Here is a 24,703-nt window from a genome sequence, read left to right as displayed (position 1 = left end):
TAAAATTTTTTTGTTTTTCATTCCTCAATAAATATAGAATTATTTATCTTACACCTAAAACATTAAAAATGGCTCTATATTTTTCAAAAGCACATAGATTAAACACACTTCTAAAAAATCAGAATCCCATAAAAATATATACTCACCATCGTTAGATTAGGAAAAAATTATAACACAAATTTTTGAGAATTATAAGCTACTTTCCCACTATATATACTATATTAATATAATATTACTTTAGTACTATCTGGCTGACGTGTTAAATAAAATTCATTATTCTTTTTATAAATCTCAATACCTTTTGTAAGTATCTTTACGTTATTTATAAAAATAGTTGAATCATTTACCCAAATATTTTCAACCAATTGCGATCCTTGATAAAAGAAATCATTTTCTATCATCATATGAAGTACATGTTTCGCTAATATTTCCGTTTTAAAACTATGTAAATCTATAAGGGTCTCCATCTATTCTAACCTCTTCCATTTATCTCTATTAATTTTCTCCGCAGCACATACATTATATGTAAAAATTACAATTGTTTCACCGAAATACTAATGCGCCTCTACGAAATAGATAGGAGATGGCTGAAAGAGAATTCCCTCAATATGCTCTATATTCATATAAATTTCAAATAATAAACAGTGAGTGGCGATGAAAAAACACTGATTATTAGCTGAATCAATCGAGCGTTTATAGACACCGCAATCCAAATGCGTGTAAACGAAAATATAAAATCGCACCTTTTATATACGTAAAAGACGCGATTCTCTGTGTCATAAACAATAAAAAGACGCCCCTTTAGGAGCGTCTTCCACTATTACGCTTGTTGTTGCGCGCTATATAATTCTTCAAGTGGCTTCATGATAATTTTGTTAACGTCACCGATTACAACGTTTAGGCGTTGCTCAGTTTCCATTAATTTTGTAATTTTAGCATCTTGTTGAATGCGAGCTACAACTTCTTGTGCTTGTTGGTTGTCTTCTTCAGTGATTTCTTGGCCTTGCATCATTTTTTGTTGTAGGCTAAGTTGCATTGTACGGAACTCATCAAATAAGTTCTTTGAAGCCGCATCGGCTTGAACTGCTGCGTAGCTCTCTTTTAAAGTTTTGAAGTCTTCGTTTTCAGCGATTGCTTTTTGTAATTCATATGCAACATCATGAATGTTCTTTGTCATTTTATTTTTCCTCCTTTAGAAGGCTAGCGCTTTTCATACGCACTGCCTTTTCAGTGCATTTACATACGCACCTCTTCTTACCATATCAAACTATGCAAGAGATGTGAAGAAATTTCACTTTTATTTCTATGTACTCACCTTATTATCTAAGAAACAATAGTAACAATCCTTGTACGAGTCCGATTATTCCACCTAATAATGCTCCTAAATACGTAATCATTTTCAATTCATTTTTCGTAATAGACAGAACTAAGTCTTCTAATCTTTCTGTTGAGAATGTAGACACTTCTTGCTGGACAATTTCCGCAAGATGTAGATTGTTTAGTATACTCTCTACGTTTTCTGTTCCCCACTTCAAGCCTTTCGTTACTGTGCTTGGAACCACTTTTTCAATAATTGTTTCTCGAACTGGCTCACATACTTGCTGAACAGATTGATTTAAAAACTTACTCACTGTTTCCTCTACTTTAACTGCTGACAACACGGAGCTTACAATCATTTCTTTCTCTACAAACGATTCTAATTCTTTTACATCTCTTCCTTTTAACTTTTCCCACTCTTTTTGCAGTACGTCAGTTAAAAGCTGCTTTGTACCATCTTGCCCTAAAAACTTAATAACTTCTGGCTGCACACGATCCACTACACTTACATTTCCTAAAAACATTCCGACTAAGTTAAGTAGCGTTCCGCGAGAAGCAAAGAAATCATCAATCATTTTTGAAAGACGGCCTTTCCCTTCTTCACTTTCAAAAAAGCTAATTCCTCGCTCTAAAATAAACGCCGAGACATTCGGAATCGCATTCTCTACTTTTTCATTTACAGAATGAGGTAAAGCCTGTTCCCATGTATATGTATAATACTCAGCTAAAAATGCCTGTATTTTTTCTGTAATCACATATTCAATTTTTTGAGTCACTTCTTCTTCTACATGCGCTACATTCCATTTTTCTAACATATGTCGCAGTGATTGTTCATTCTTAATTACTTTATCCACTTCCACTTGCGCCCAGTGGATTAAACCTTTTTGAAACTCTTCATTTGTTAGCTTTTTTCCGATTCCTTCCGGTGTTAACAAATGTTCTACGACCATTTTCCCTAATTGAACAGCAAGTTCATCACGACGTTTCGGAATTAATCCTGGTGTAAATGGAACTTGAAACTTTCCGATATAAATAGGGCGATGAGGACGAAATAACATTTTTATCGCTAAATGATTCGTGTATCCCCCAATAATTGCTCCGAGTCCTGTCGTCGTTAACATATTTAACCATATATTCATTACAATCAACCTTTCACTTCTCCAAAACTATAGCATATCATCATACGGACAAAAGTATAATGGTATAAAAACGTATTTGCAATATATAGCTTCGCCTATTATGCAAATAGTAGTAAAGGAGTGATTTCGTTGGTTCTCGGTCTTTTAGCTTCTAAACTTCATTATGAGCAAACATATTACACCGAAATCGCTAAACGCGCTCGGCTTTATCATAATGTCGTTGCCCAGTTTACGCCATTTTGTATTGATCCTAAAACAGACCTTGTTTCTGGTCTTATTTACGATACAGATACAGGAAAATGGAAAGAGCAAACATTCCCTATTCCTTCTTATATATATGATCGTTATTCTTTTCACGAGGAAACAGACTTTGAAAAAGCAAAATCAATTATTCACTCTTTGCACAATCGTCCTTCCACTACCTTTTTAAATAACACACTTATTAATTTAAGTGAACTACATGATTTATTTCTCACTAATAAGAAACTGTCTCCTTATATACCAAAATTTGAAATAGCAACGATACAAAACATTTTCAAACTGTTGTTAAAAACTAAAGATATTATTATACGCCCCACTAATATACATTCTAAGGATAACTTATATCGAATTGCTTACAAAAATAAAACGTTTCATATCGATACAGTAAATGAAAAATACCATACTTCTATTACAATCAAACGGACAGACGAATTTATATCTTGGTGTAAATCTAACATACGTTCATCCCGTTACATAGCGCACACTATGCTACAACCACCAAATCAATTAACATATCCACTCCACATTCGAACCATTTTGCAAAAAAACAAAGAACAAACTTGGAATGTTATCGGTCAATTTATACAAAAAAGCTCATTTCCTAATCAGCTTTTACCCTCAACAACGGACGATGATTCATTACATTCATTTTCAAAAATTAAATACGTACTATCTAGTACGGGTGTGCAACTATTGCAAGATGCTTTACACGACATTTTAAATGAAGTATTCCAAACACTAGATCAGTCTTATTCTTCGTTATTTGAACTAGAACTTTCCACCATTATGGATCAAAAAGGCGCAATTTGGCTTATGTATGTCAACACGATTCCCCCTTACGAACAATACATTCGTCATAGTGATTCATTAGCTGAAAAGATATTTCACGGACCACTTAAATTCAGTCGCTTTACACCATAATGAAAGGAGGTAAACCTATTTTGAAAGAACATATATATACATTAAACATTTCAGATGAACATCCAAATAGTATTACTTTACCTTACGTTTTTTCTATTACGCCACCTATTACATCCCTCTCCTTCGGTATACGTCACATTGCAAGTGAAGAGGTGAAAATTCATTATTCCTTTACTCGCGAAATTATTATCGGAAAACATATTGCTGAAAAACTTTTACTACCTCAATCAACCACTATTCATGCATTCACACAAAACCAAACAATTATTTTCGGACCATTAATCGGCATTTTCACAACTGGCTTTAACGATGATTCTTCTATCCCTTTAGGAAATCGTTCAATTGCCCTCAGTGAGTTGTTAACACCACCATTCTCATTACGACCGTTCGTATTCGTCTTTGGCGTTCAACATATAAACTGGGAAGAAGAAACGATTGAAGGATATTTCTTTCAAGAGAAACAATGGATAAAGAAAAAGGTTCCTTTACCAAATGTCATTTACGATCGATTACCAAATCGACAAGCAGAAAATTACAAACCAATCGTCAGAGCAAAAAGAAAGTTAGAACAAGACTACTCCATTCCATGGTTTAATCCAGGTTTTTTCAATAAATGGGAAGTTCATCAACTTCTTATGAAAGACGAATCAATTAGACCCTTATTACCAAACACAGAAGCATTTCAGCATTTTGAACAAGTAGAACGGTTTCTTGGCACGTATAAATCAGTGTACATGAAACCAATACACGGGAGCTTTGGTAGAAATATTCATCAAATATTTTATTCTCAAACAGAGAATTGCTACTACTGTCGTTATCGCGAAAATGAAGAAAATAAACTGAGAAAGTATCAATCATTAGAAACTCTTCTAAACCACGTATTAAAGGGACATGATTTAAAAAAGTTTATCGTACAGCAAGGTATTTCGTTACTTCGCTTCGATGGGCAACCTGTTGATTTCCGCATTCATACAAATAAAAATCATTTCGGTAATTGGATAGTTAGTGCAATCGTCGCCAAAATCGCCGGCAAAGGCAGTTTAACAACGCACGTAAATAGCGGCGGTGATACAAAATTGCTACAAGAGCTTTTTCCAGATTCAACGAAACAAGTTCAAATTGAAAACAAATTAAAACATACTGCCTTACAAATAAGTTACGCGCTCGATGAACAAGTAACCGGAAATATTGGAGAAATCGGTTTTGATATCGGTTTAGACACAAAGGAAAATCCGTGGCTCTTTGAAGCCAACTCTAAACCTGGGCGAACTGTATTCCAAGATGAAAAATTAAAAGAGCAAAGTGAAATGACGCGCCAGTTATTTTACGAATATGCCGTCTACTTAACTGAACATTCTTTACGTGATACAAAAGAAAAAATGTCTCAAATAAAATCAGGGGCTTCATCAAATACCGAACATATCCCTTCCCCTATGATTCACTCACAAATACAAATACAAAAACTTCCACCTAGATAATAAGGTGGAAGTTTTCTATTTACACAAGTTTTACTACAACCTCTGTTTCCACGTTACATACTCCGCAATAAAAAATATGATTGCAATATTCATTTGAATTATTATGCGTTAAACCATCTACTGCATTTAATAATTCTTGATCCATATAGGCACTATAATCGTCTATGTAATCTACAGACTTCCCATAATCTTGGAGTATACTTTGGCAATTTTGACAAGAATATGTTTGTGATTCTAATGCGTTGCAAAGCGGGCAAATCCCCATCATGATTCCTCCATACGTTATCGTTTAAAGCCTCTCTTTTTTAGATTGAAGAGAGCACCTACCCATGCATAGGAGCGGTCACTCCATCCCTACTTAAAAATAGAACTATGAAGTTGCTACCGATTTCATTTCAATAAATCATAAATAAGAAGCTAATGATTAGCCTACAAGTAGCAGGCTACAATGAGAAAATTATATTTAATATCCTCCTTAGTTTGGCCTGTTTTCTTAAAAATACAACGATTACTCTTATTTCATAATTTACGAAATCAATAAGTTTTTTTGACAAAATTTACAAATTATTATTTTGTATATCTTTCTAGGTAACATCCATACTATGAGTACAAACTTAATTACCGATGGATTAGCGCCAACCGGGGCGATAATCTGGTTCAACTCCAGCTAGTCCAACCAAAAAAACTTTTATAACTCTAAGGAGGATATATTCCTATGGCAAACCAAAATTCTTCAAATCAATTAGTAGTACCAGGTGCAACAGCTGCAATCGATCAAATGAAGTACGAAATCGCTCAAGAATTTGGTGTACAATTAGGAGCAGATTCTACGGCTCGTGCTAACGGTTCAGTTGGTGGAGAAATTACAAAACGTCTAGTTGCAATGGCTGAGCAAAGCCTTGGCGGATTCCACAAATAAATATATATGGCAAAAAGGTCTCAAGGCATATGCCTTGAGACCTTCCTTAATTTATTGCAACATTTGTAAAAACTTCTTCGTACGTTCTTCTTTTGGATTTGTAAATACATCTTCTGGTGTACCTTGTTCAACAACGACACCGCCATCCATGAAAATAACACGGTTCGCAATTTGATGTGCAAAACGCATTTCGTGCGTTACAATGACCATCGTCATACCTTCTTTAGCAAGTTCTTTCATTACTTTCAGAACTTCTTGAACAAGTTCAGGATCAAGTGCTGACGTCGGCTCATCAAATAGTAACACTTCCGGCTCCATCGCAAGCGCGCGCGCAATTCCAACACGCTGTTGTTGTCCGCCTGATAATTGAAATGGATATAAATCCACTTTATCTGCTAAACCAACTTTTTCAAGGAAGTAGTTTGCTTTTTTCTTCGCTTCTTCTTTCCCTACTTTTTTCACTGTAATGAGTCCTTCCATTACGTTTTGAAGTGCTGTCAAATGAGGGAATAAGTTATGGTGCTGGAATACCATACCTGTTTGCGTACGAAGATTTACAATATCTTTCTTCGATACTTTTTGAGCAAAATTAAGCTCTTTATTGCCGATGCGAATGCTACCGGCGTTTGGTGTTTCTAGTACGTTAAGACAACGTAAGAATGTCGTTTTACCAGATCCAGACGGTCCAATAATAACAACAACCTCGCCTTTCTCAACTGTTAAATCTATATGCTTTAGTACGGTATTATCTCCGAAACTTTTTTGTAAGTGCTGAATTGAAATCATAAAAACAAAAACTCCTTTTGTAAAAGGATTATTTTAATGTGTAGCGTTCTGAACGCTTCTCTAACATCTGTTGTACGATTGATAATAAGAAACAAATAACCCAATAAATAAGACCTGCTTCAAAATAAACAATTAAAAACTCGTAGTTCATCGCCGCAATCTCCTGCGCTTTTCGGAACATTTCTGTTACTAAAATTAATGATGCTAATGAAGTATCCTTCACTAAGCTAATAAATGTATTCGAAAGCGGTGGAATTGATACGCGCGTTGCTTGTGGTAAAATAACACGTTTTAATGCTTGTGGATATGTCATCCCAATTGTGTAAGCTGCTTCCCACTGCCCTTTCGGAATGGAAAGGATAGAAGCACGAATAATTTCAGATGCATATGCACCGACATTTAATGAAAATCCAACAACTGCTGCTGTATATGGCTCAACTTCAATATTAAGAGTTGGAAGACCATAGAAAATAATAAATAACTGTACAAGAAGTGGCGTTCCGCGAATGATAGATACATAGATACGAGCAATCCATTGTAAAATACGACTACCAGAAATACGTGCGAGCGCTGTTAACGTTGCCAGTATAATCCCGATAATAAATGTAATAAGCGTTAATGGAATTGTCGTAAAAACAGCTTCCTTCAGCATAGGCATGAAGGAAGACTGCATAATATCTATCCAAGTAGACAATCGATCTGAAACCAATGCACTACTTAGATACATTTTCACCGAACCATTTTTTCGTTATTTTGTCATACGTACCGTCTTTTTTCATATCTTCTAACGCTTTATCTACTTCTTGTACAAGCTTAGTGCTACCTTTACGGAATAAGAATCCACTTTCTGAAGCTTCTTTTTCAGTATCTACAATTTTAATTTTCGCATCTTTTTTCGTTTCTAAGTAGTTTAGTACTGATAACTTATCATTGATTGTGAAGTCAACGCGTCCTGAAGCTAATAATTCTGCTGCTTGGCTAAATCCTTCTACACCAATAATTTCCGCACCATTTTTCTTAGCGATATCTGCATAGTTACTCGTTAAAGATTGTGCTCCTTTTAGTCCTTTTACATCAGCAAATGTAGCAGGCTTATCTTTATCTTTTGCAATAACTAATGCCGCTGAAGATGAAACGTATGGCTTAGAGAAATCGTATTTCTTTTGACGATCTTCACGAATACCAACTTCGTTTGCAACCATATCGAAACGTTTTGCATCTAGGCCAGCCAGTAAGCTATCCCATTGTGTTTCTTTAAATACAGGTTTTACACCTAAACGTTTTGCAACTTCTTCTGCTAATTCAACATCAAATCCAGTTAATTTATTGCTTGAATCGTGGAACGTAAATGGTGGGTATGTACCTTCTGTACCAATTACAAGTTCACCGCTTTGTTTAATCTTTTGTAACGCGTCTTGACTAGCTGTATCTTTTTTCTCTTCTTTACCGCAGCCGGCTACAATCCCGATCGCTAATGTAGTTACTGCAAGCACTGAAAATAATTTCTTCATGATTGTAATCCTCCAAGTATTCTGATAGGAATTTAAAAACTATATTGATTGTATGCAATCTTGAACAATTTTTCAATGAAAATGTTCTTATTTAGTTTATCCTTTTTCTTCATAATCAAACAAAAGGGAAAAATAACGCCACATACAAAAAATAAGTAACATTTTTTAATATAGCATTTATAAAGAAAAAGGTAAAACAATACTTCTTATTTAACTGTCGTAATTCGCTAAAGAGTCGACATGTTCGTCAATAAAAAAGAACTTGTGAAAATCACAAGTTCTCCTCCATACCTATTAAGCACTCTGATTGCCTTCCATTTGCGTTTTATACATATCATAATAACGCCCACGCTTTTTCATGAGTTCATCATGAGACCCTTTTTCCAAAATCGTCCCTCTATCGAGCACAATAATTTGATCTGCGCTTTTAATTGTTGAAAGGCGGTGAGCAATAATAAACGTCGTTCTTCCTTTTTTCACAACTTCCAGCGCTTGTTGAATCATCGCCTCTGTTTCTGTATCAATACTAGATGTTGCTTCATCTAAAATTAAGATAGCTGGATCAAAAGCAAGCGCCCTAGCAAACGAAATAAGCTGACGTTCTCCAGTGGAAAGCGTACTTCCCTTTTCTGTAATTTCTTCATTTATATTGTTTGCAAATCTTTCAGCACCAACATCACGTAGCGCCTTTACAATGCGCTCTTTTGAAATTTTTTCGTTTTCTAAGCTTACGTTGGAAGCGACCGTCCCGCTAAAAAGAAACGGGTCTTGCAGTACGATTCCCATATGCTCACGAGTTGCTTGTTTCGGCATTTCTCTTACATCATGACCATCAATCGTAAGCTTTCCTTTTTCAAACTCATAAAATTGAAAGAGTACATTCATGATAGAACTTTTTCCTGATCCAGTATGACCGACAAGTGCCACTGTCTCGCCTTGTTTCGCTTCAAAAGAAATATTTTTTAACACTTCATCTTTTCCATTATAAGAAAATGATACATTATCAAATTTTACATTTCCTTTTAAACGAGGCATACGTTCTTCTTCTACCGCTTCTCCTTTTTCCTCTAACAATTCAAAGACACGTTCTGATGCAACGCGCGCTTGCTCTAAGTTTGCAAGCTGGTTCACCATATTCGTAATTGGCGAGAATAATCGTGTTAAATAATCGACGAACGCATACAGTACCCCAAGTGAAATAATACCTGTAGCACTTAATGACGCACCGCCGAAATACCAAATCACTCCTGTGAAAGCGATATTTCTTAATACAGCTACTAAGTTATGCGAAGTTGCTGCATTTAAATTTAAAATTTTATTTTGATACTTAAAATAATCGCCGTTTAATTCTTCAAATTCTTTTTTCGTTTCACGCTCTTGACGGAACGCTTGAATAATTGGCATCCCTTGAATGGATTCATTCACTGTTCCGTTAATATCGGATAAACGTGAACGCATTTTATGATTATATACAGACGCATATTTTCTATAAAGAATCGCCCAAACAATTAAAATTGGGATAATTAATAAACATAATGAAGCGAGCTTCACATCTAATAAAAATAGCGCAGCGAATATCCCAATAATATAAATGATACTAGAAACGAATGTTGCAAGTACAGTTACATATAAATCACGAATGGCCTCTGTATCATTCGTCACACGCGAAACAATTTTCCCCGCCGGTAAATGATCGAAATAACGAATCGGCAACGTTTGAATATGAGAAAACACATCTTCCCTCATAATTTGAATAATTTTGTTCGCTGCCTTCTGCAAGAAGAACTGCTTTCCGTATGCAAATAATGATACGACTACTAATAAAGCGAAATAGCCACCACCAAGTAATAATAGACGGTTTATTTCTGGTTTATAAAATGCAAACACTTCTTCTTTCGTTAATGCCTTCGCTTTATACACTTGCACCGCCTTACCATTTTGAACGGTAATCATATCACCTTTTACAGTACGTGACCCTTCAATATTCACTTTATTCGGTACAAAATAATATTGAAAACCGACTTGCATCACACGTACTTCTTTACCTTTTGTCTCGCCTTGTTCAAAGCGATCACTTCGCTTATAAAAAGCGCCATTATATGAAACAGCTTCTTCACTCTTTTCTGTTTCATACCAAGGTTTCTCTATCCCGACGATATGATCATCAATCATCGTTTTAGCGACGAAAGGACCAGCAAGCTCTGCAATGACGAAAATAAATAACATTAGCATCGCTGCAAAAATCGTCCCCTTCACTTTCATCGCATATTGAAACAATCGTTTTGAAACGCTCATATTTTCACCCCACTATCCGCACTTTCACTTTCACCTTGTTGTCTTTCAAACTGCTCAGCATACCAGCCTCCGCTCTGGATAAGCTGAGCATGTGTACCTTCTTCCATTACTTGCCCCTCATCCATAACGAGAATCCAATCCGCATGTTGCACTGCAGATAAACGGTGCGTCGTAATAATCGTCGTCTTTCCGCTTCTTTCTGTTCTTATATTTTCAATGATCGCTGCTTCCGTACGAGCATCTACAGCTGATAAAGAATCGTCCAAAATTAAAATTTCTGGATTTTGAATAACAGCTCGCGCAATCGAGATCCTTTGTTTTTGCCCTCCTGATAAAGAAACACCTTTCTCTCCAACGAGCGTTTCTAATCCTTCTGGTAAAAACTCTAAGTCTTTTTTAAACGCAGCAATTTCAATTGCTTTCTCAAGTTCTTCTTCCGTCGCTTCCCTATTTCCGAATAAAATATTTTCTCTCGCTGTTTTTGAGAACAAAATATGTTCCTGAGGTACATACCCAATCCATCCGAGTACATTTTCATTTGTTATTTTATCTAATGTCACATCAGAGACCGCAATATCTCCATCTCCAAGCGGATATTGACGAAGAAGCTGACGTACAAGCGTCGTTTTCCCGCTTCCTGTTTTTCCGACAACCCCTAGCGTTTCTCCTTGCTTTAATGTGAAAGAAACCTTCTTTAAATTTTCTTCAGTTGATGAAGGGTATGAGAAAGACACATCATCAAACTGAATATAATCCGGATCTTGCACAAGCTTTGGATGTTTTGGATTCTTTACATCTGGCTCATACGCTAACGTTTCATTCACACGGTCAAGCGAAGCATTTCCTCTTTGCATAACATTGATTAATTCACCAATTGCAAACATCGGCCAAATCATCATCCCTAAATACACGTTAAAAGAAACGAGTTCACCAAGCGTCACCTTTGACTGGAACACAAGGTATGCACCGTACACTAAGCCGATTAAATAACTAAGACCGACAAGCATTTTCACAGTTGGTTGGAATAATGCATCAATTCTTGCTACCTTCATATTTTTTTCGTAGACGTCATCTCCTAAATGATGAAATCTTTCCTCGTCTGCATTCTCTTGTACGTATGCACGAATAACACGCACACCAGCAATCGATTCAAGTACTTTATCATTCATATCTCCGAACGCATCTTGCGCGACTGTAAATCTCTCATGCAATTTCTTTCCATATATGTTCATCGCATACGCCATAATCGGAAGCGGTATAAGCGCCGCAAATGTAAGCTCCCAACTAATTGTAAATCCCATCATAAAGACAATCGTAAGCATATATAAACTCGAATCCACGAGCGTTAATATACCGAAACCAGCTGTCATAGCAATTGCTTTTAAATCATTTGTCGCTCTCGCCATTAAATCACCCGTACGATTTTTATGATAAAACGTCGGTGTCATTTTAAGTAAGTGCCCCATAAATTTAGAGCGCATCGTTTTCTCCAGTACGAATGCTCCCCCAAACAGCTGGTGTTGCCAAACGAAAGTAAGACCATATCCAATTACCGTAACCCCTATTAAAATGAGAATAAATTGCATAATCTCCGCATTCGTTAACGTTCCTGTTTTTATATTATCTATCGTAACCCCTAACACTTTCGGGGGAATGACTTCAACTATATTTACAATTAAAAGAGCTCCAATAGCGATACTATATCTCTTCCAATGCTCTTTAAAAAACCATTTTAGCTTTAGTAATACTGATAACAATGTAACCTCTCCCTTCTCGTTCTCGTTTAACTCTCACTTCTTTATCCACTATCCAGACCCATCACATTTACATTTCGTAACCCATACAATCTCATCACATTTTTCCACCTTCCAAAATTTTCATCGTAACCATACAAGGAAAAATAAACAAAAAAAAGCATACCGCCGCTTGACGATATGCACAAAAATGCATAAAAAGCGTACGTTACGATATACGCAACGTACGCTTCTTATAAGACAGAGAATGCCTTATATATCCGCACGGGTTGCGTAATGATATGAATGTTTTCTGCCATTTAACAGAGCTAAGCCCATTACATTTACGATTACAATCATTACGCACACCCCTTTCATTTATTTTCCATTTATAATCTTACAACTTTATTGAGTATTCTGTCAATTTTTTTTTACAAACTGAATAAAAATATACGCTACATCATTTTGAAATAAGAGAATATTCCGTAAGAAAGGGCATACAAAATAAAAAAAGAATAAGAAATCGTTTTCACAAACATTTCATTTGAAAAATGTTATCAAACCCCCTACAATCACCTTATACTCACTCTTACAAGTTGCTATTTTAGGAGGACTAATCATGACAACTAGCAATACGTACAAATTTTATTTAAACGGAGAATGGAGAGAAAGCTCTTCAGGAGAAACAATCGAAATTCCATCTCCATACTTACACGAAGTAATTGGACAAGTACAAGCAATTACTCGCGGAGAAGTAGATGAAGCAATTGCATCTGCAAAAGAAGCTCAAAAATCATGGGCTGAAGCTTCCCTACAAGATCGCGCAAAATACTTATATAAATGGGCTGATGAGCTCGTAAATATGCAGGATGAAATTGCCGATATCATTATGAAAGAAGTCGGTAAAGGCTATAAAGATGCGAAGAAAGAAGTTGTTCGTACAGCTGACTTCATTCGTTACACGATCGAAGAAGCTTTACATATGCACGGAGAAAGCATGATGGGCGATAGCTTCCCTGGCGGAACGAAATCTAAACTTGCGATTATCCAACGCGCACCACTTGGTGTTGTATTAGCAATCGCACCATTTAACTACCCAGTAAACTTATCTGCTGCAAAACTTGCACCAGCATTAATTATGGGTAACGCTGTTATTTTCAAACCAGCAACTCAAGGTGCAATTAGTGGTATTAAAATGGTGGAAGCACTTCACAAAGCTGGCCTTCCAAAAGGTCTTGTAAACGTAGCTACAGGACGCGGTTCTGTAATTGGTGACTACTTAGTAGAACACGAAGGCATCAATATGGTATCGTTCACAGGTGGTACAAACACAGGTAAACATTTAGCGAAAAAAGCTTCAATGATTCCACTTGTATTAGAACTTGGTGGTAAAGATCCTGGTATCGTTCGTGAAGATGCTGACTTACAAGATGCTGCAAACCATATCGTAAGCGGTGCATTCTCTTACTCTGGTCAACGTTGTACAGCTATTAAACGTGTACTTGTACACGAAAACGTAGCGGACGAGCTTGTTGACTTAGTAAAAGCACAAGTAGCTGAACTATCAGTTGGATCTCCAGAACAAGACAGCACAATCGTTCCATTAATCGACGACAAGTCTGCTGACTTCGTTCAAGGTTTAGTTGACGACGCTGTAGAAAAAGGTGCTACAATCGTTATCGGTAACAAACGTGAGCGTAACTTAATTTACCCAACATTAATCGATCACGTAACAGAAGAGATGAAAGTTGCTTGGGAAGAGCCATTCGGCCCAATCCTTCCAATCATCCGTGTTTCTTCAGATGAACAAGCAATTGAAATTGCTAACAAATCAGAGTTCGGTCTGCAAGCAAGTGTCTTCACTAAAGACATTAACAAAGCATTTGCAATTGCTAACAAAATCGAAACTGGTTCTGTACAAATTAACGGACGCACAGAGCGCGGCCCTGACCACTTCCCATTCATTGGTGTAAAAGGTTCAGGTATGGGCGCACAAGGTATTCGTAAGAGCCTTGAGTCTATGACACGTGAAAAAGTAACAGTATTAAACTTAGTTTAATTTTATATGTAGAAGCTGATCTAGTTTAGATCGGCTTCTTTTTATATCAAATAATTATTCATTCCTAATCACAAACTCTTCTCTATAATCTGATTATTACTATATCCATTGACGTATAAAAATTCATTTGTTACTCTTAAAGACGTTAATTTAATATTTAAATCCTCATTCGTATCTCGGTGAGGTAGAGGTTGCAATCATTAAGAGTATCATTTCAGGAGATGTAGTGGCATTGATGAAGGAATGAGAAAGGAATGGTTGCCGAAGTAAGTCGTGTCCACCATGCACGCTTGCTGGGTCTGCATTTAATAAGTGCAGAACTGTCACAAACGTTTCGTTTGTGGAGAGCTATCGAGAGATATGTCGTGGGTTTCTTATAAGATAGAAAGCATGTAGCGGCAGATTACGTGCTTTTTTTGTTTTGTTTGGGACTTCTCTTCCTGACTCAGGAAGACATACATATCTCCTCGCTTGACTTGGTTATACTAACTTTGGAGGTATTTTCTATGCAACAAAAAAAATGGGGCTTTTGGGTACTAACAGCTTTCGTTGTCGGTAACATGGTTGGCGCTGGTATTTTCATGGTGCCAAGTACGTTGGCACAAACAGCAAGCCCACTCGGTGTCACTTTAGCTTGGTTAACTACAGGATTTGGTGTTTTAATGCTAGCTCTTGTTTTCGGTAATTTAGCAATTCGTCGTCCTGATTTAACGACAGGGCCACAAAGTCATGCATATGCTTTATTCTCAACACCAAAAAAGAAAAAAATGGCTGGCTTCAGTATGGTATGGGGATATTGGGTTGCAAACTGGGCAAGTAACGTTGCCATCATTACATCATTTGCGGGATATTTATCGCTCTTCTTCCCAATTATGAAAGATACGCGACTACTATTTTCAATCGGTTCTTTTAACGTAGAAGTCGGAAAACTAATTACATTTACGATTTGTTCCATCTTACTTTGGGGAACTCATATTATATTAACAAATGGTGTAAGCGGAGCTGGAAAGCTAAACTTCTTAGCAACAACAACGAAAGTAACTGGATTCCTTTTATTCATCGTCGTTACGTTATTTGCATTCGAAGCTTCTAAGTTTGGACAATGGTACACGCCGATGATTGATAAATCAGGTGTATCACACGGTCTTCTTTCACAAGTAAATTTAGCTGCTCTTACAACGCTTTGGGCGTTTATCGGAATTGAATCAGCCGTTCTTTTATCAAACCGTGCTGTTTCTCCAAAAACGGTAAAACGTGCAACAGTTGCGGGATTACTTATTACAGTTGCGATTTACTTAGGAATTACAATTTTAACAATGGGTGTACTTCATGTTGATAAATTACAAGCTTCGGAACGTCCATTAGCAGATGCACTAAACGCTGCAATGGGTCATGGCGGCGGGAAACTTATGGCATTACTTGCTCTTACTTCCCTGTTCGGTTCTATCTTAGGCTGGATTTTATTAAGCTCAGAAGTACCTTATCAAGCAGCAAAAGAAGGTTTCTTCCCTTCCTTCTTCACGAAAACAAATAAAAAAGGAAGTCCAATTTACTCATTACGATTAACAAACATTATGTCGCAAGTATTCCTATTCTCAACATTATCAGGAACTATTGCGGAAGCTTATACATTCGTTATTACCGTATCAACACTGGCCTACCTCATTCCATATCTCGTTTCACCAATCTTCCAGTTAAAACTAGTCGCAACTGGTGAAACATATAAAAATGAAATGCGGGCAAGAATTACAGATGGTATAGTCGCAGTGATCGCACTTTGCTACGCACTATGGGTTATTAAAACCGGCGCATCCGATATAAAAACGTTCCTTCTCGGAATTGGTTTATTCGTAATTGGATTTGCTTTCTATCCATTAATGAATCGTGATCAGAAAAAAAATAACGAAAAGAAAAACGGGCAAGTTGCATAACGCAATTTGCTCGTTTTTTCTTTTGTAAAACATATATAATAGAACAAAGAGGTGAAAAACATGTCAATCGAATCGCTATGGAGCAGTCGCTTCCAACAACATATTCAAAATATCATTACATACTTTGCACGTATGATTAACGGTTTACTATATAGCTTTATCTTTATTTCATGCGTTGGCGCATACTACTATGCTCAGTTTCTAAAAACATCTCCTTCTAAAGGAATATCTTTACTACTCATCACGATTGTACTTACATTCATTATAACGAGATCCCCTATCCGTACATTTATTCAAAAACCTGATGCTGTCTATTTGCTTGCATTAGAAGAGAAATTAACATCCTATTTCAAAAAATCTCTTCTATACAATTACATCATTCAGCTTTTTCCATTATTATTTACGTTCCTTATTCTCGTACCACTTGCTATGCAATCATTGCAATTAACTGTACCTTTTTTATGTACAATCTTTATCGCGTTAATGATTACGAAAGCTTGGAACATGTACATACATTGGATGTGGCGTGATAGTCACGAAAAAAATATATGGCTGATCATTCGTATTACTTGTAACGCCCTAATCATTTACATGCTGTTTTATTCCGCAAATGTTCTCATATTGGGCGGACTACTCTTACTACTTGCTTTCCTAATTCTATATACGAAAAAACAGCCTACAAAGCGAATACCGTGGGATTACATAATCGAGCAAGAAGAAAAAATGAACGTTCGTTTTTATCAATTTGCTAGCATCTTCACCGATGTTCCGCAACTAAATAAGCAAGTAAATAAAAGAAAATGGCTTACAACTTGGATTGAACCTTTATTACATAAAAAACGAGCAACTTTCTTCTACTTACATACACTAGCATTTTTACGTGGAAATGATTATTTCGGTATATATATTCGCTTAGGATTGATCGGTGCTTTCGCCTTATATTTTATACCAAACATATACGTAAAAGGTGCTATCGCTTATATCGTTCTATATATGATCTCTATGCAGCTTCGTTCACTGTGGAAATATTTTTCGGGAAATATTATTGTAGCATTATATCCAATCCATACTGAAGAAAGAATGAAACAATTTCTTAGCTTAATCTTTATATTGCTAAGTATTCAACTCATTGTATTTTCGAGTGTTATACTCATTGCTACAGGACAAATTTTACATAGCCTTATCATTATGATTATCGGGTTACTCTGGATCAAATTTATTATTGTACCAAAAACGAAGCAACGCGTTTCTTCGTTTTAACGAAAAGAAATATCTTAAAAGCCAAGGAGAAAATAAATTATCCTTGGCTTTTTTATTTTGCTTCCTCAAACAAGAATCACTGAAACAACCGATATTTTATGATTTTTACATACAAAAACGATAATACATGTTTACATACTAATAAAAAGGGTATCTATTAAATTAACAGAGTAAAGGAGGGGCCTATATTGTGAATAAAAAAACGGAACAATTGAAGCATCACGTTACTGACAATCAATGCAAACATGCTTTAACAACAAATCAAGGGTTAAAAATAGCTGAAGATGAATTTTCTTTAAAGATGGGCTTAAGAGGCCCAACCTTAATGGAGGATTTCCACTTTCGCGAGAAAATGACTCATTTTGATCACGAACGAATTCCCGAAAGGATTGTTCATGCACGCGGGGTTGGCGCTCATGGTTATTTTCAGCTTTATGAATCTTTAGAAACATATACGAAAGCAGATTTTCTTACTAATCCTTCAAAGAAAACACCTGTATTTGTACGGTTCTCAACCGTTCAAGGTTCTAAAGGATCCAACGACACAGTAAGAGATGTACGCGGATTCGCCACAAAATTTTATACAGATGAAGGAAACTATGATTTAGTGGGTAATAATATGCCAGTATTCTTTATCCAAGATGCTATTAAATTTCCTGATTTTGTCCATGCAGTTAAACCAGAACCACATAATGATATTCCTCAAGGAGCTAGCGCTCACGATACCTTTTGGGACTTTGTTGCGCATAATCCTGAGTCCACTCATATGGTCATGTGGCAAATGAGCGACCGAGCTATTCCGCGTAGTTTACGAATGATGGAAGGTTTTGGAGTTCACACATTTCGACTCATTAACGCAGAAGGAAAAGCCCATTTCGTAAAGTTTCACTGGAAACCTACCCTCGGGGTTCATTCATTAGTATGGGATGAAGCTCAAAAGATTGCTGGGAAAAATCCTGATTTTCATCGTCAAGATTTATACGAAGCAATTGAAAAAGGAGATTATCCTGAATGGGAACTTGGATTACAGTTAATTCCAGAAGAAGATGAACATAAATTTGATTTTGATATTTTAGATCCAACGAAATTATGGCCAGAAGAAAAAGTTCCCGTAAAATTAGTTGGTAAAATGACATTGAACAAAAATGTTGATAACTTCTTTGCTGAAACAGAGCAGGTAGCTTTTCACCCTGGTCATGTCGTACCAGGTATTGATTTTTCAAATGACCCTCTTCTGCAAGGAAGATTATTCTCCTATACAGATACACAATTATCTCGTTTAGGGGGCCCTAATTTCCATCAAATCCCTATCAATCAGCCCGTATGTCCTTTTCATAATAATCAACGTGATGGTATGCATCAAATGCAGATTCATCGCGGTCAAACAAGCTATCATCCTAATGGATTAAATAACAATCAACCTGCAACCGTCCAAGCCGAACAAGGAGGATATGAACATTATCAAGAAAAGATTGATGGGCATAAAATTAGAGGTCGCAGTAAAAGCTTTCTTAACTTTTATTCTCAGGCTAAACTTTTCTACAATAGTATGAGCCCTATTGAAAAGCAGCACATAAAAGAAGCTTTTTGCTTTGAAGTTGGGAAGTGTAAATCAGACATGGTGAAGGCAAATGTAATTGCTCTCTTAAACCACGTCGATCGTCAATTAGCACAAGAAGTCGCTAACATTATTGGAGCTCCTTTACCTAAGGAAAATCACGAAGTAAATTCAGATGCAAAATCACCTGCACTAAGTATGTCCAATACTATTTTTAAATCTGATTCCAAAAATGTTGCAATTCTATTAAATGGTGACCCAAGCGTCTCACTTCTGTCCGAATGGATTCAAGCTTTTGTACAACACCGAATTAACTATAGCATCATAGATAATAAAATTTATCAGTTCAATGATTCCATTAAAGTAACTGATACTTATACAACAACAGACTCCTCCCTTTTTGATGCAGTATTAGTGTTTAGTAGTGAGTCTGTCATTCACCCCCCTGTTTTAGAATTTGCAGAAACTACTTTTAAACATTTTAAACCGATAGCTCATGTTCTTAGTAATCCTCATGCTTTGGACCATAGTAAGATTAAACTGGATGGAGCAGGAGTTTACAACTTAACAAACACTTCAATTGAGTCATTTATAGAAGGCATTGCCCAAGGACGATTCTGGAACCGATAATATAATGTAAGGAGCGGATTAGAATGAGTAAAAAAATTGCTATTTTAATAACGGATTATTTCGAGGACACAGAATACACAGAGCCAGTAGAAGCTTTTAAACAGAAGGGATATGAATTAACAACTATTGAAATGGAAAAAGGTAAAACGGTACACGGTAAACAAGAAAAAAGCGAAGTCGTAATTGATAAAAATATTGATGGTGTTTCTCCAGAAAACTTTGATGCACTCTTCATACCCGGTGGATTTTCTCCAGATATACTTCGTGCAGATGAGCGTTTCGTTCGCTTTAGTAAAGCATTTATGGATGCAAAAAAACCTGTTTTCGCTATTTGTCACGGACCTCAGCTACTCATCACTGCACAAACACTTGAAGGACGTGATGTCACTGGATATAAATCTATTGAAGTCGATTTAAAAAACGCCGGCGGAAACTTTCATGACACAGAGGTTGTCGTATGCCAAAACCAGCTAGTCACAAGTAGACAACCAGAAGATATACCGGCGTTTATTAAAGAATCATTGCGTATATTAGGATAACTACTTTGGTTAACTAACCTCCTTTTATTTACATGAAAATAATGAATCAGTGGGGTTTTATTCATCCCCCCACTGATTCATTAGCCCTCACCAACTGGTCGTTTGCAGAAAATCCGACCACCACAAATAGCAAGATAAATAAAAAGAGGGGAATCCAAAAGTTCAGTTTTAATAATCTTTTGGATTCCCCTCTTTTCTCGCCCAAAAATTCCTTATCACTTTTCATAGGCAGTTCTCATATAGTGAAAATGACTATATAATTCCTATCCATAAGTTAAATAATGATTTCGCACATATATAAATACAAAAGATGGGAGCCCTATTTATGAATAACAATCCACCTTCAACGCCCCAAGACAACTCCGAAAACAATAGCCGTGATATCACACTGCAAACATTAAGGGTCATCGGACTCGTCGTCCTTATTAGTGGTTATATCCTCGTTGCGCTCTCTGAAGTAGGTGAGCTGAAAGTCTTATTAACAAACCCAAATAGCAATCCTGATTTAGCTGAAGTTGATCCGTTTTAAAAAGAATAACATATCACCCTTCCTAAAAAAACGTAACAACTGATTCATTCGGCTGGGCAAATTTTGCGAAGTTATGGATAGAGTCATCCCCGCATTAAATACGGGGATGACTCTAATTATTGAATGACTTCTTCTAAACGATTCTTCAAGTTCCCTAAATACTTCTCTATATCCGGATTCTTCACCACATCATAACAAGCAAAACTCTTTAACGGACTCATACCGAGAAACTTCTGCACGCGGTGTAAATGACTAAGCGCTGATTCTAAACTTTCTCCTTCAAAGAACTTCGTCTTATCTCCAAATGCTTTTTCAGGTGCATTCCAAGTTGTAGAGAACATATACTCTTTCTCTTTTAATAAACCACCTGTTCCATATTCATCAGCACCTTTAAAGAACAAACCGTATTCATATACTTCATCCATATACGTTTTAAATAAGCCCGGTACACTAAACCAGTAAATCGGCGTTTGATAAATCACAACATCAGCCCATAAAAACTTATCTTGTTCTTCTTTAATATTGTAACCATCTTGAATCGTTGTTGTTTTCACATGATGATTCTCGCCTAATACAGTAACCATATAATCTACTAACGTTTTATTTAATCGTCCTTCCTTTGTACCGTATTTTTCATGTCCATTTATAATAAATATATTTTTCATCGCTTTCCTCTCCCTTATATGATCTACTCTTCAGCTATTAAGCCGAGTTGCTGCTGTAGTGTAAGATTATCTTCTAAATGCCAATCTTCTGTTATCTTTCCGTCTTTCACATGTAAAATATCAATTGCAAAAAAATTAATTTTCTTACCATTATGCGTTCCTGTAAAAGAAAGACGGGCCGTTACTTTATCACCAACAACTAATAAGTCTTCAATCTCGCAATGTATATCAGGCACAACTTTACGAAAATTTTGCGCTGCAAACTTTAATCCTTCAATACCTTGTGGTCGCCCTTTCGGCAATGTATTATCGAAGAAATCTTTAGTAACAGTCTGCGGAATAAGTTCCTCCTTACCTGTATCCCAAAATGCATAAAAACGCTGCGCCGCATGAACCATTTCTGTCGCTTCTTTTTTACTTAGTGAGGGATCAATTGTCATTGCTTTTGGCTTTGGCATTTCTTTTAATAACTGAACTTCAGTTTTTTGTTCCACACCACATGCTACAAGCACAATACAAATAACAAACAAACTAAGAAACCCAAATAACTTTTTTATCCCCATGGAAATCACCACCTCCTTATATAAATCCTTTTTGTTTCGTATTGCTATTGTATATGCACTAACTTCCTTTATGGAAGTAGTGATATTTTTTTCATATAGTTACCAAAAGTATAGTTTTGTGATACTATAAAGCAAATTCATCCAAAAAAATTTTATGGAGGCTAGTTCCATGAACGATATAAATCCAGTTGAATTAACGAAAGGTTTACCTGGCATACCTTGTCCCATCGCTAAAACGCTTGATGTAATTAGTACAAAATGGACGTTTTTAATCATTCGTGATCTTCTTATCGAAGGAACATTACGCTTTAGTGATTTACAAAAATCAATGGATGGTATTAGTCCAAAAACATTATCGCTTCGACTAAAAGAATTAGAGTCTCAAGGCATTATAACGAGAAAAGTATATCCAGAAGTTCCGCCTCGTGTAGAGTACACATTAACGGATAAAGGAAAGCAATTAGAGGGGATTTTTATTGAATTAAAACGGTTTGGGTTAAGTTTATAAAATGAAACTTTAATCAGGATAAAACAAAAACCCCTTACCGTCGTAAGGGGTTTTATTACTTCGCAAAACTTTCAGCCAACTGTTTCTCTCTCCACATAAATGTAATGCCGAGACCAACTATTAAAACAACGCCTGAAAATGCATATGGATAATGAATATTCATATCAAATAATATTCCGCCCATCGCTGGTCCTGCGATATTTCCTAAACTCGTATAAGTCGAGTTCATACCAGCAACGAATCCTTGCTCTTTTCCAGCTGCTTTTGATAAAAACGTCGTTAAAGCTGGACGAAGTAAATCAAATGCTAAGAAAATGAAGCAAGTAACGAGAAGTACAATCCAATAATTAAAGACTACAGTCGAGACGAATGCTAATACTGCCCCTACAATTAAACATATTTGGATTAATACTTTCTCACCGAACATGTCTACCAATTTGCCAAACATAAATACCTGTACAACTACCCCAAAGATTGAACTAATTGTAATAATCGCTGCAATATCTTTCGGCGAGAAACCAAATTTATGATCAGAGAACAAGCTAAACACTGTTTCATACGCTGATAATCCGAATGCGAGTACAAATACAATAATAAATGCAATTGCATACATTGGATGTAATGATTTCTTTAAATCACCAATAAAACTTGATTCTTTCGTATTAGAAGAAATCTCTGCAAGTTCTTCTTTCGTTAACGGTTCTTTTAAAATAAAGATCGAAATCACACATGCTATAAAAGCAATTACTGCTGCAACGAAAAACGGCACACGTATACCGTATTCTGCAATAAATCCGCCGATTCCAGGCCCTATAATGAATCCAGTACTAATAGCCGCAGATAAGTATCCCATCGCCTTTGGACGTTCCTGAATAGATGTAATATCCGCAACATATGCCGTAACACCAGGCATAATAAACGCAGCACTAATTCCGCCTAATACCCTTGCTACATAAAGCATCCATACATCTTTTCCTAATCCAAAAAGAAGTTCTGAAACACCAAAAATAAATAATCCAATGATGATCATTTTCTTCCTACCGTAAAGGTCAACCCATCGGCCTGTAATAGGTGAAGTAATGAGCTGGGCCATTGCAAACACTGCAACGAGATATCCCATCGTCTTCCCTGTTAAACCCATATCATTCATAAAGGACGGCATAACCGGAATGATTAATCCAATCCCTAAAAAAGCGATAAATATATTACTCAAAAGAATGACCAATACCATCTTTTGTTCTTTTATCGGTTTCTTCACTTTTTAACACCTCTTCCCGTAAGCTCCTCTCAAAAAATAATGCCCAAGAAGCTTTTTCTTTATCCTGCTATTTGTGGGCTAATCATGAGTAGAGATGCCTCCACTCATTAGAATTTCACTCTATCCTTCCACACATACATAAATATTAGGTGAATGACTATCATTCATTTCCCCTCAAAAATAAACCTACCTTTTCAGACAGGTTCATCTCACTATTTCTTTATATGTAGTGCATGTGTTAAAAAATCTAGTACTTCTGCCTTTTGTAGCTCGACCTGCTCATCATCTTTATGATCATATAAATAAACTTGTTCCGCTGCTGATTCAACAAGAGCAATAAATAACTTCGCTGTTCGCTCTGCGTGAACTGAATCACGAATTTCACCGGCTTCTTTCGCCCCACTTAAAAATTCACTTAGCCACATATAAAGAGGCTCATACACAGCTTCCCATTCTTTTATATGTTCCGTAGATGCAAGACCTGCATACATTAAAGCTTGTATTTCACGATATTCCTCTATAAAGTGAAACACCGCATCGATTACTTGTGCCACTTTATTTGAAAAAGGTACATCTTTTTGTACTTTTTCTTTCACTGCAAGTATCATCTTTTCAACCATCACTTCTGCTATTGCAGGCATAACAGATAGCTTAGAAGGAAAATATAAATAGAAAGTTCCTTGCGCAATGCCAGCTAATTTCACGATATCAGAAATCTTCGTTTTTTCGACGCCCTTTTCCTGAAACACTTCAATAGCTGCATAGACAATTTTCTCTTTTTTATTCATCATCTAAACCCTTTCACACGCGTATTGAATGACTGTCACTCATTTTATAAAATAA

The 24,703-nt window shown here is 36.2% G+C and carries 24 protein-coding genes and 1 riboswitch; of the genes, 10 read left to right on the top strand and 14 right to left on the bottom strand.

Annotated elements, in window-relative coordinates; genetic code table 11:
* Positions 1-221: 221 nt before the first annotated feature.
* From BCG9842_RS04250 to BCG9842_RS04240, 3 genes are all read right to left on the bottom strand, one after another.
* A complete protein-coding gene (locus tag BCG9842_RS04250; RefSeq protein ID WP_000449033.1) occupies positions 222-467 on the bottom strand; it encodes a hypothetical protein in 246 nt (81 codons plus the stop codon).
* A 353-nt stretch (positions 468-820) separates the two neighbouring features.
* Positions 821-1,177, bottom strand: a complete 357-nt coding sequence (locus BCG9842_RS04245) for a YlbF/YmcA family competence regulator (RefSeq protein ID WP_000164612.1) — start codon at positions 1,175-1,177, stop codon at positions 821-823.
* 142 nt (positions 1,178-1,319) lie between these two features.
* Positions 1,320-2,456 (bottom strand): DUF445 domain-containing protein, encoded by a 1,137-nt coding sequence (locus BCG9842_RS04240; protein ID WP_012614747.1) that lies wholly within the window; start codon positions 2,454-2,456, stop codon positions 1,320-1,322.
* 129 nt (positions 2,457-2,585) lie between these two features.
* On the opposite strand from BCG9842_RS04240, the gene BCG9842_RS04235 reads away from it, so the two are divergent.
* The gene (locus BCG9842_RS04235) at positions 2,586-3,638 is read left to right on the top strand and encodes a YheC/YheD family endospore coat-associated protein (protein ID WP_000242800.1); all 1,053 of its coding nucleotides are present in this window, start codon (positions 2,586-2,588) and stop codon (positions 3,636-3,638) included.
* Positions 3,639-3,658: 20 nt separating this feature from the next.
* A complete protein-coding gene (locus BCG9842_RS04230) occupies positions 3,659-5,116 on the top strand; it encodes a YheC/YheD family endospore coat-associated protein (RefSeq protein WP_000658094.1) in 1,458 nt (485 codons plus the stop codon).
* A 19-nt stretch (positions 5,117-5,135) separates the two neighbouring features.
* Here BCG9842_RS04230 and BCG9842_RS04225 read toward each other — a convergent pair whose 3' ends face one another.
* Positions 5,136-5,381, bottom strand: coding sequence for a hypothetical protein (locus tag BCG9842_RS04225; protein ID WP_000510472.1), 246 nt, complete (start codon positions 5,379-5,381; stop codon positions 5,136-5,138).
* A 450-nt stretch (positions 5,382-5,831) separates the two neighbouring features.
* Here BCG9842_RS04225 and sasP point away from each other — a divergent pair, with 450 nt between their 5' ends.
* Entirely contained in the window at positions 5,832-6,035 is a 204-nt protein-coding gene (sasP, locus tag BCG9842_RS04220) for a small acid-soluble spore protein, SasP family (RefSeq protein ID WP_000013338.1), read from the top strand.
* A gap of 51 nt (positions 6,036-6,086) precedes the next feature.
* On the opposite strand, the gene BCG9842_RS04215 is transcribed toward sasP, so the two are convergent.
* The 5 genes from BCG9842_RS04215 to BCG9842_RS04195 form a co-directional block, all read right to left on the bottom strand.
* Positions 6,087-6,821: an amino acid ABC transporter ATP-binding protein gene (locus tag BCG9842_RS04215; RefSeq protein ID WP_000623613.1), complete on the bottom strand. Its 735-nt coding sequence runs from the start codon at positions 6,819-6,821 to the stop codon at positions 6,087-6,089.
* 28 nt (positions 6,822-6,849) lie between these two features.
* Positions 6,850-7,548 carry an amino acid ABC transporter permease gene (locus tag BCG9842_RS04210; protein ID WP_000281496.1) on the bottom strand — a complete coding sequence of 233 codons (699 nt, stop codon included), beginning with the start codon at positions 7,546-7,548 and terminating at the stop codon, positions 6,850-6,852.
* Positions 7,535-8,332 (bottom strand): amino acid ABC transporter substrate-binding protein, encoded by a 798-nt coding sequence (locus BCG9842_RS04205; RefSeq protein WP_000732844.1) that lies wholly within the window; start codon positions 8,330-8,332, stop codon positions 7,535-7,537. The genes BCG9842_RS04210 and BCG9842_RS04205 overlap by 14 nt, the downstream gene beginning before the upstream one ends.
* Positions 8,333-8,626: 294 nt before the next feature.
* Positions 8,627-10,627 carry an ABC transporter ATP-binding protein gene (locus tag BCG9842_RS04200; RefSeq protein WP_000116622.1) on the bottom strand — a complete coding sequence of 667 codons (2,001 nt, stop codon included), beginning with the start codon at positions 10,625-10,627 and terminating at the stop codon, positions 8,627-8,629.
* Entirely contained in the window at positions 10,624-12,384 is a 1,761-nt protein-coding gene (locus BCG9842_RS04195; protein WP_000953777.1) for an ABC transporter ATP-binding protein, read from the bottom strand. The genes BCG9842_RS04200 and BCG9842_RS04195 overlap by 4 nt, the downstream gene beginning before the upstream one ends.
* A gap of 595 nt (positions 12,385-12,979) precedes the next feature.
* On the opposite strand from BCG9842_RS04195, the gene gapN reads away from it, so the two are divergent.
* From gapN to BCG9842_RS04170, 5 genes are all read left to right on the top strand, one after another.
* Positions 12,980-14,419 carry an NADP-dependent glyceraldehyde-3-phosphate dehydrogenase gene (gene gapN / locus BCG9842_RS04190; protein ID WP_000213629.1) on the top strand — a complete coding sequence of 480 codons (1,440 nt, stop codon included), beginning with the start codon at positions 12,980-12,982 and terminating at the stop codon, positions 14,417-14,419.
* Between the two features lie 177 nt (positions 14,420-14,596).
* Positions 14,597-14,778: riboswitch (Lysine riboswitch) on the top strand.
* Between the two features lie 147 nt (positions 14,779-14,925).
* On the top strand, positions 14,926-16,350 hold the full coding sequence (locus tag BCG9842_RS04185; protein ID WP_001186317.1) for an amino acid permease: 1,425 nt from the start codon (positions 14,926-14,928) through the stop codon (positions 16,348-16,350).
* A gap of 60 nt (positions 16,351-16,410) precedes the next feature.
* A complete protein-coding gene (locus BCG9842_RS04180; protein WP_000021391.1) occupies positions 16,411-17,610 on the top strand; it encodes an ABC transporter permease in 1,200 nt (399 codons plus the stop codon).
* Positions 17,611-17,800: 190 nt separating this feature from the next.
* Positions 17,801-19,798: a catalase gene (locus BCG9842_RS04175; protein ID WP_001036526.1), complete on the top strand. Its 1,998-nt coding sequence runs from the start codon at positions 17,801-17,803 to the stop codon at positions 19,796-19,798.
* 23 nt (positions 19,799-19,821) lie between these two features.
* Complete coding sequence (locus tag BCG9842_RS04170) at positions 19,822-20,337, top strand: type 1 glutamine amidotransferase domain-containing protein (RefSeq protein ID WP_000037536.1); 516 nt, start codon at positions 19,822-19,824, stop codon at positions 20,335-20,337.
* A gap of 61 nt (positions 20,338-20,398) precedes the next feature.
* Here BCG9842_RS04170 and BCG9842_RS31170 read toward each other — a convergent pair whose 3' ends face one another.
* Positions 20,399-20,563 (bottom strand): hypothetical protein, encoded by a 165-nt coding sequence (locus tag BCG9842_RS31170; protein ID WP_176518783.1) that lies wholly within the window; start codon positions 20,561-20,563, stop codon positions 20,399-20,401.
* Positions 20,564-20,662: 99 nt separating this feature from the next.
* Between BCG9842_RS31170 and BCG9842_RS04165 the strand changes: the two genes are divergently transcribed.
* Positions 20,663-20,866, top strand: coding sequence for a hypothetical protein (locus BCG9842_RS04165; RefSeq protein WP_001063872.1), 204 nt, complete (start codon positions 20,663-20,665; stop codon positions 20,864-20,866).
* A gap of 116 nt (positions 20,867-20,982) precedes the next feature.
* On the opposite strand, the gene BCG9842_RS04160 is transcribed toward BCG9842_RS04165, so the two are convergent.
* Positions 20,983-21,531 (bottom strand): NAD(P)H-dependent oxidoreductase, encoded by a 549-nt coding sequence (locus BCG9842_RS04160; protein WP_000789181.1) that lies wholly within the window; start codon positions 21,529-21,531, stop codon positions 20,983-20,985.
* 23 nt (positions 21,532-21,554) lie between these two features.
* On the bottom strand, positions 21,555-22,094 hold the full coding sequence (locus tag BCG9842_RS04155) for an ester cyclase (RefSeq protein WP_000511560.1): 540 nt from the start codon (positions 22,092-22,094) through the stop codon (positions 21,555-21,557).
* A gap of 169 nt (positions 22,095-22,263) precedes the next feature.
* On the opposite strand from BCG9842_RS04155, the gene BCG9842_RS04150 reads away from it, so the two are divergent.
* Positions 22,264-22,602: a winged helix-turn-helix transcriptional regulator gene (locus BCG9842_RS04150; protein WP_000997917.1), complete on the top strand. Its 339-nt coding sequence runs from the start codon at positions 22,264-22,266 to the stop codon at positions 22,600-22,602.
* A 55-nt stretch (positions 22,603-22,657) separates the two neighbouring features.
* Here BCG9842_RS04150 and BCG9842_RS04145 read toward each other — a convergent pair whose 3' ends face one another.
* Positions 22,658-23,860 (bottom strand): MFS transporter, encoded by a 1,203-nt coding sequence (locus tag BCG9842_RS04145; protein ID WP_000742945.1) that lies wholly within the window; start codon positions 23,858-23,860, stop codon positions 22,658-22,660.
* 212 nt (positions 23,861-24,072) lie between these two features.
* Complete coding sequence (locus BCG9842_RS04140) at positions 24,073-24,651, bottom strand: TetR family transcriptional regulator (protein WP_002162922.1); 579 nt, start codon at positions 24,649-24,651, stop codon at positions 24,073-24,075.
* Positions 24,652-24,703 lie beyond the last annotated feature (52 nt).

The sequence above is a fragment of the Bacillus cereus G9842 genome (assembly GCF_000021305.1).
GTDB classification, from domain to species: domain Bacteria; phylum Bacillota; class Bacilli; order Bacillales; family Bacillaceae_G; genus Bacillus_A; species Bacillus_A thuringiensis_S.
Note: the sequence above shows the minus strand (reverse complement) of the source record. Positions and strands in the feature narration are given on the sequence as shown.

Excerpts from the sequence above, each read along its gene's own strand:
- BCG9842_RS04245 (WP_000164612.1), bottom strand. The coding sequence starts at position 1,177 with ATGACAAAGAACATTCATGATGTTGCATATGAATTACAAAAAGCAATC.
- BCG9842_RS31170 (WP_176518783.1), bottom strand. The coding sequence starts at position 20,563 with ATGAAAAGTGATAAGGAATTTTTGGGCGAGAAAAGAGGGGAATCCAAA.
- BCG9842_RS04225 (WP_000510472.1), bottom strand. The coding sequence starts at position 5,381 with ATGGGGATTTGCCCGCTTTGCAACGCATTAGAATCACAAACATATTCT.
- sasP (WP_000013338.1), top strand. The coding sequence starts at position 5,832 with ATGGCAAACCAAAATTCTTCAAATCAATTAGTAGTACCAGGTGCAACA.
- BCG9842_RS04170 (WP_000037536.1), top strand. The coding sequence starts at position 19,822 with ATGAGTAAAAAAATTGCTATTTTAATAACGGATTATTTCGAGGACACA.
- BCG9842_RS04185 (WP_001186317.1), top strand. The coding sequence starts at position 14,926 with ATGCAACAAAAAAAATGGGGCTTTTGGGTACTAACAGCTTTCGTTGTC.
- BCG9842_RS04205 (WP_000732844.1), bottom strand. The coding sequence starts at position 8,332 with ATGAAGAAATTATTTTCAGTGCTTGCAGTAACTACATTAGCGATCGGG.
- BCG9842_RS04215 (WP_000623613.1), bottom strand. The coding sequence starts at position 6,821 with ATGATTTCAATTCAGCACTTACAAAAAAGTTTCGGAGATAATACCGTA.
- BCG9842_RS04155 (WP_000511560.1), bottom strand. The coding sequence starts at position 22,094 with ATGGGGATAAAAAAGTTATTTGGGTTTCTTAGTTTGTTTGTTATTTGT.
- BCG9842_RS04240 (WP_012614747.1), bottom strand. The coding sequence starts at position 2,456 with ATGAATATATGGTTAAATATGTTAACGACGACAGGACTCGGAGCAATT.
- BCG9842_RS04180 (WP_000021391.1), top strand. The coding sequence starts at position 16,411 with ATGTCAATCGAATCGCTATGGAGCAGTCGCTTCCAACAACATATTCAA.
- BCG9842_RS04160 (WP_000789181.1), bottom strand. The coding sequence starts at position 21,531 with ATGAAAAATATATTTATTATAAATGGACATGAAAAATACGGTACAAAG.
- BCG9842_RS04165 (WP_001063872.1), top strand. The coding sequence starts at position 20,663 with ATGAATAACAATCCACCTTCAACGCCCCAAGACAACTCCGAAAACAAT.
- BCG9842_RS04140 (WP_002162922.1), bottom strand. The coding sequence starts at position 24,651 with ATGATGAATAAAAAAGAGAAAATTGTCTATGCAGCTATTGAAGTGTTT.
- BCG9842_RS04250 (WP_000449033.1), bottom strand. The coding sequence starts at position 467 with ATGGAGACCCTTATAGATTTACATAGTTTTAAAACGGAAATATTAGCG.
- BCG9842_RS04200 (WP_000116622.1), bottom strand. The coding sequence starts at position 10,627 with ATGAGCGTTTCAAAACGATTGTTTCAATATGCGATGAAAGTGAAGGGG.
- BCG9842_RS04150 (WP_000997917.1), top strand. The coding sequence starts at position 22,264 with ATGAACGATATAAATCCAGTTGAATTAACGAAAGGTTTACCTGGCATA.
- gapN (WP_000213629.1), top strand. The coding sequence starts at position 12,980 with ATGACAACTAGCAATACGTACAAATTTTATTTAAACGGAGAATGGAGA.
- BCG9842_RS04210 (WP_000281496.1), bottom strand. The coding sequence starts at position 7,548 with ATGTATCTAAGTAGTGCATTGGTTTCAGATCGATTGTCTACTTGGATA.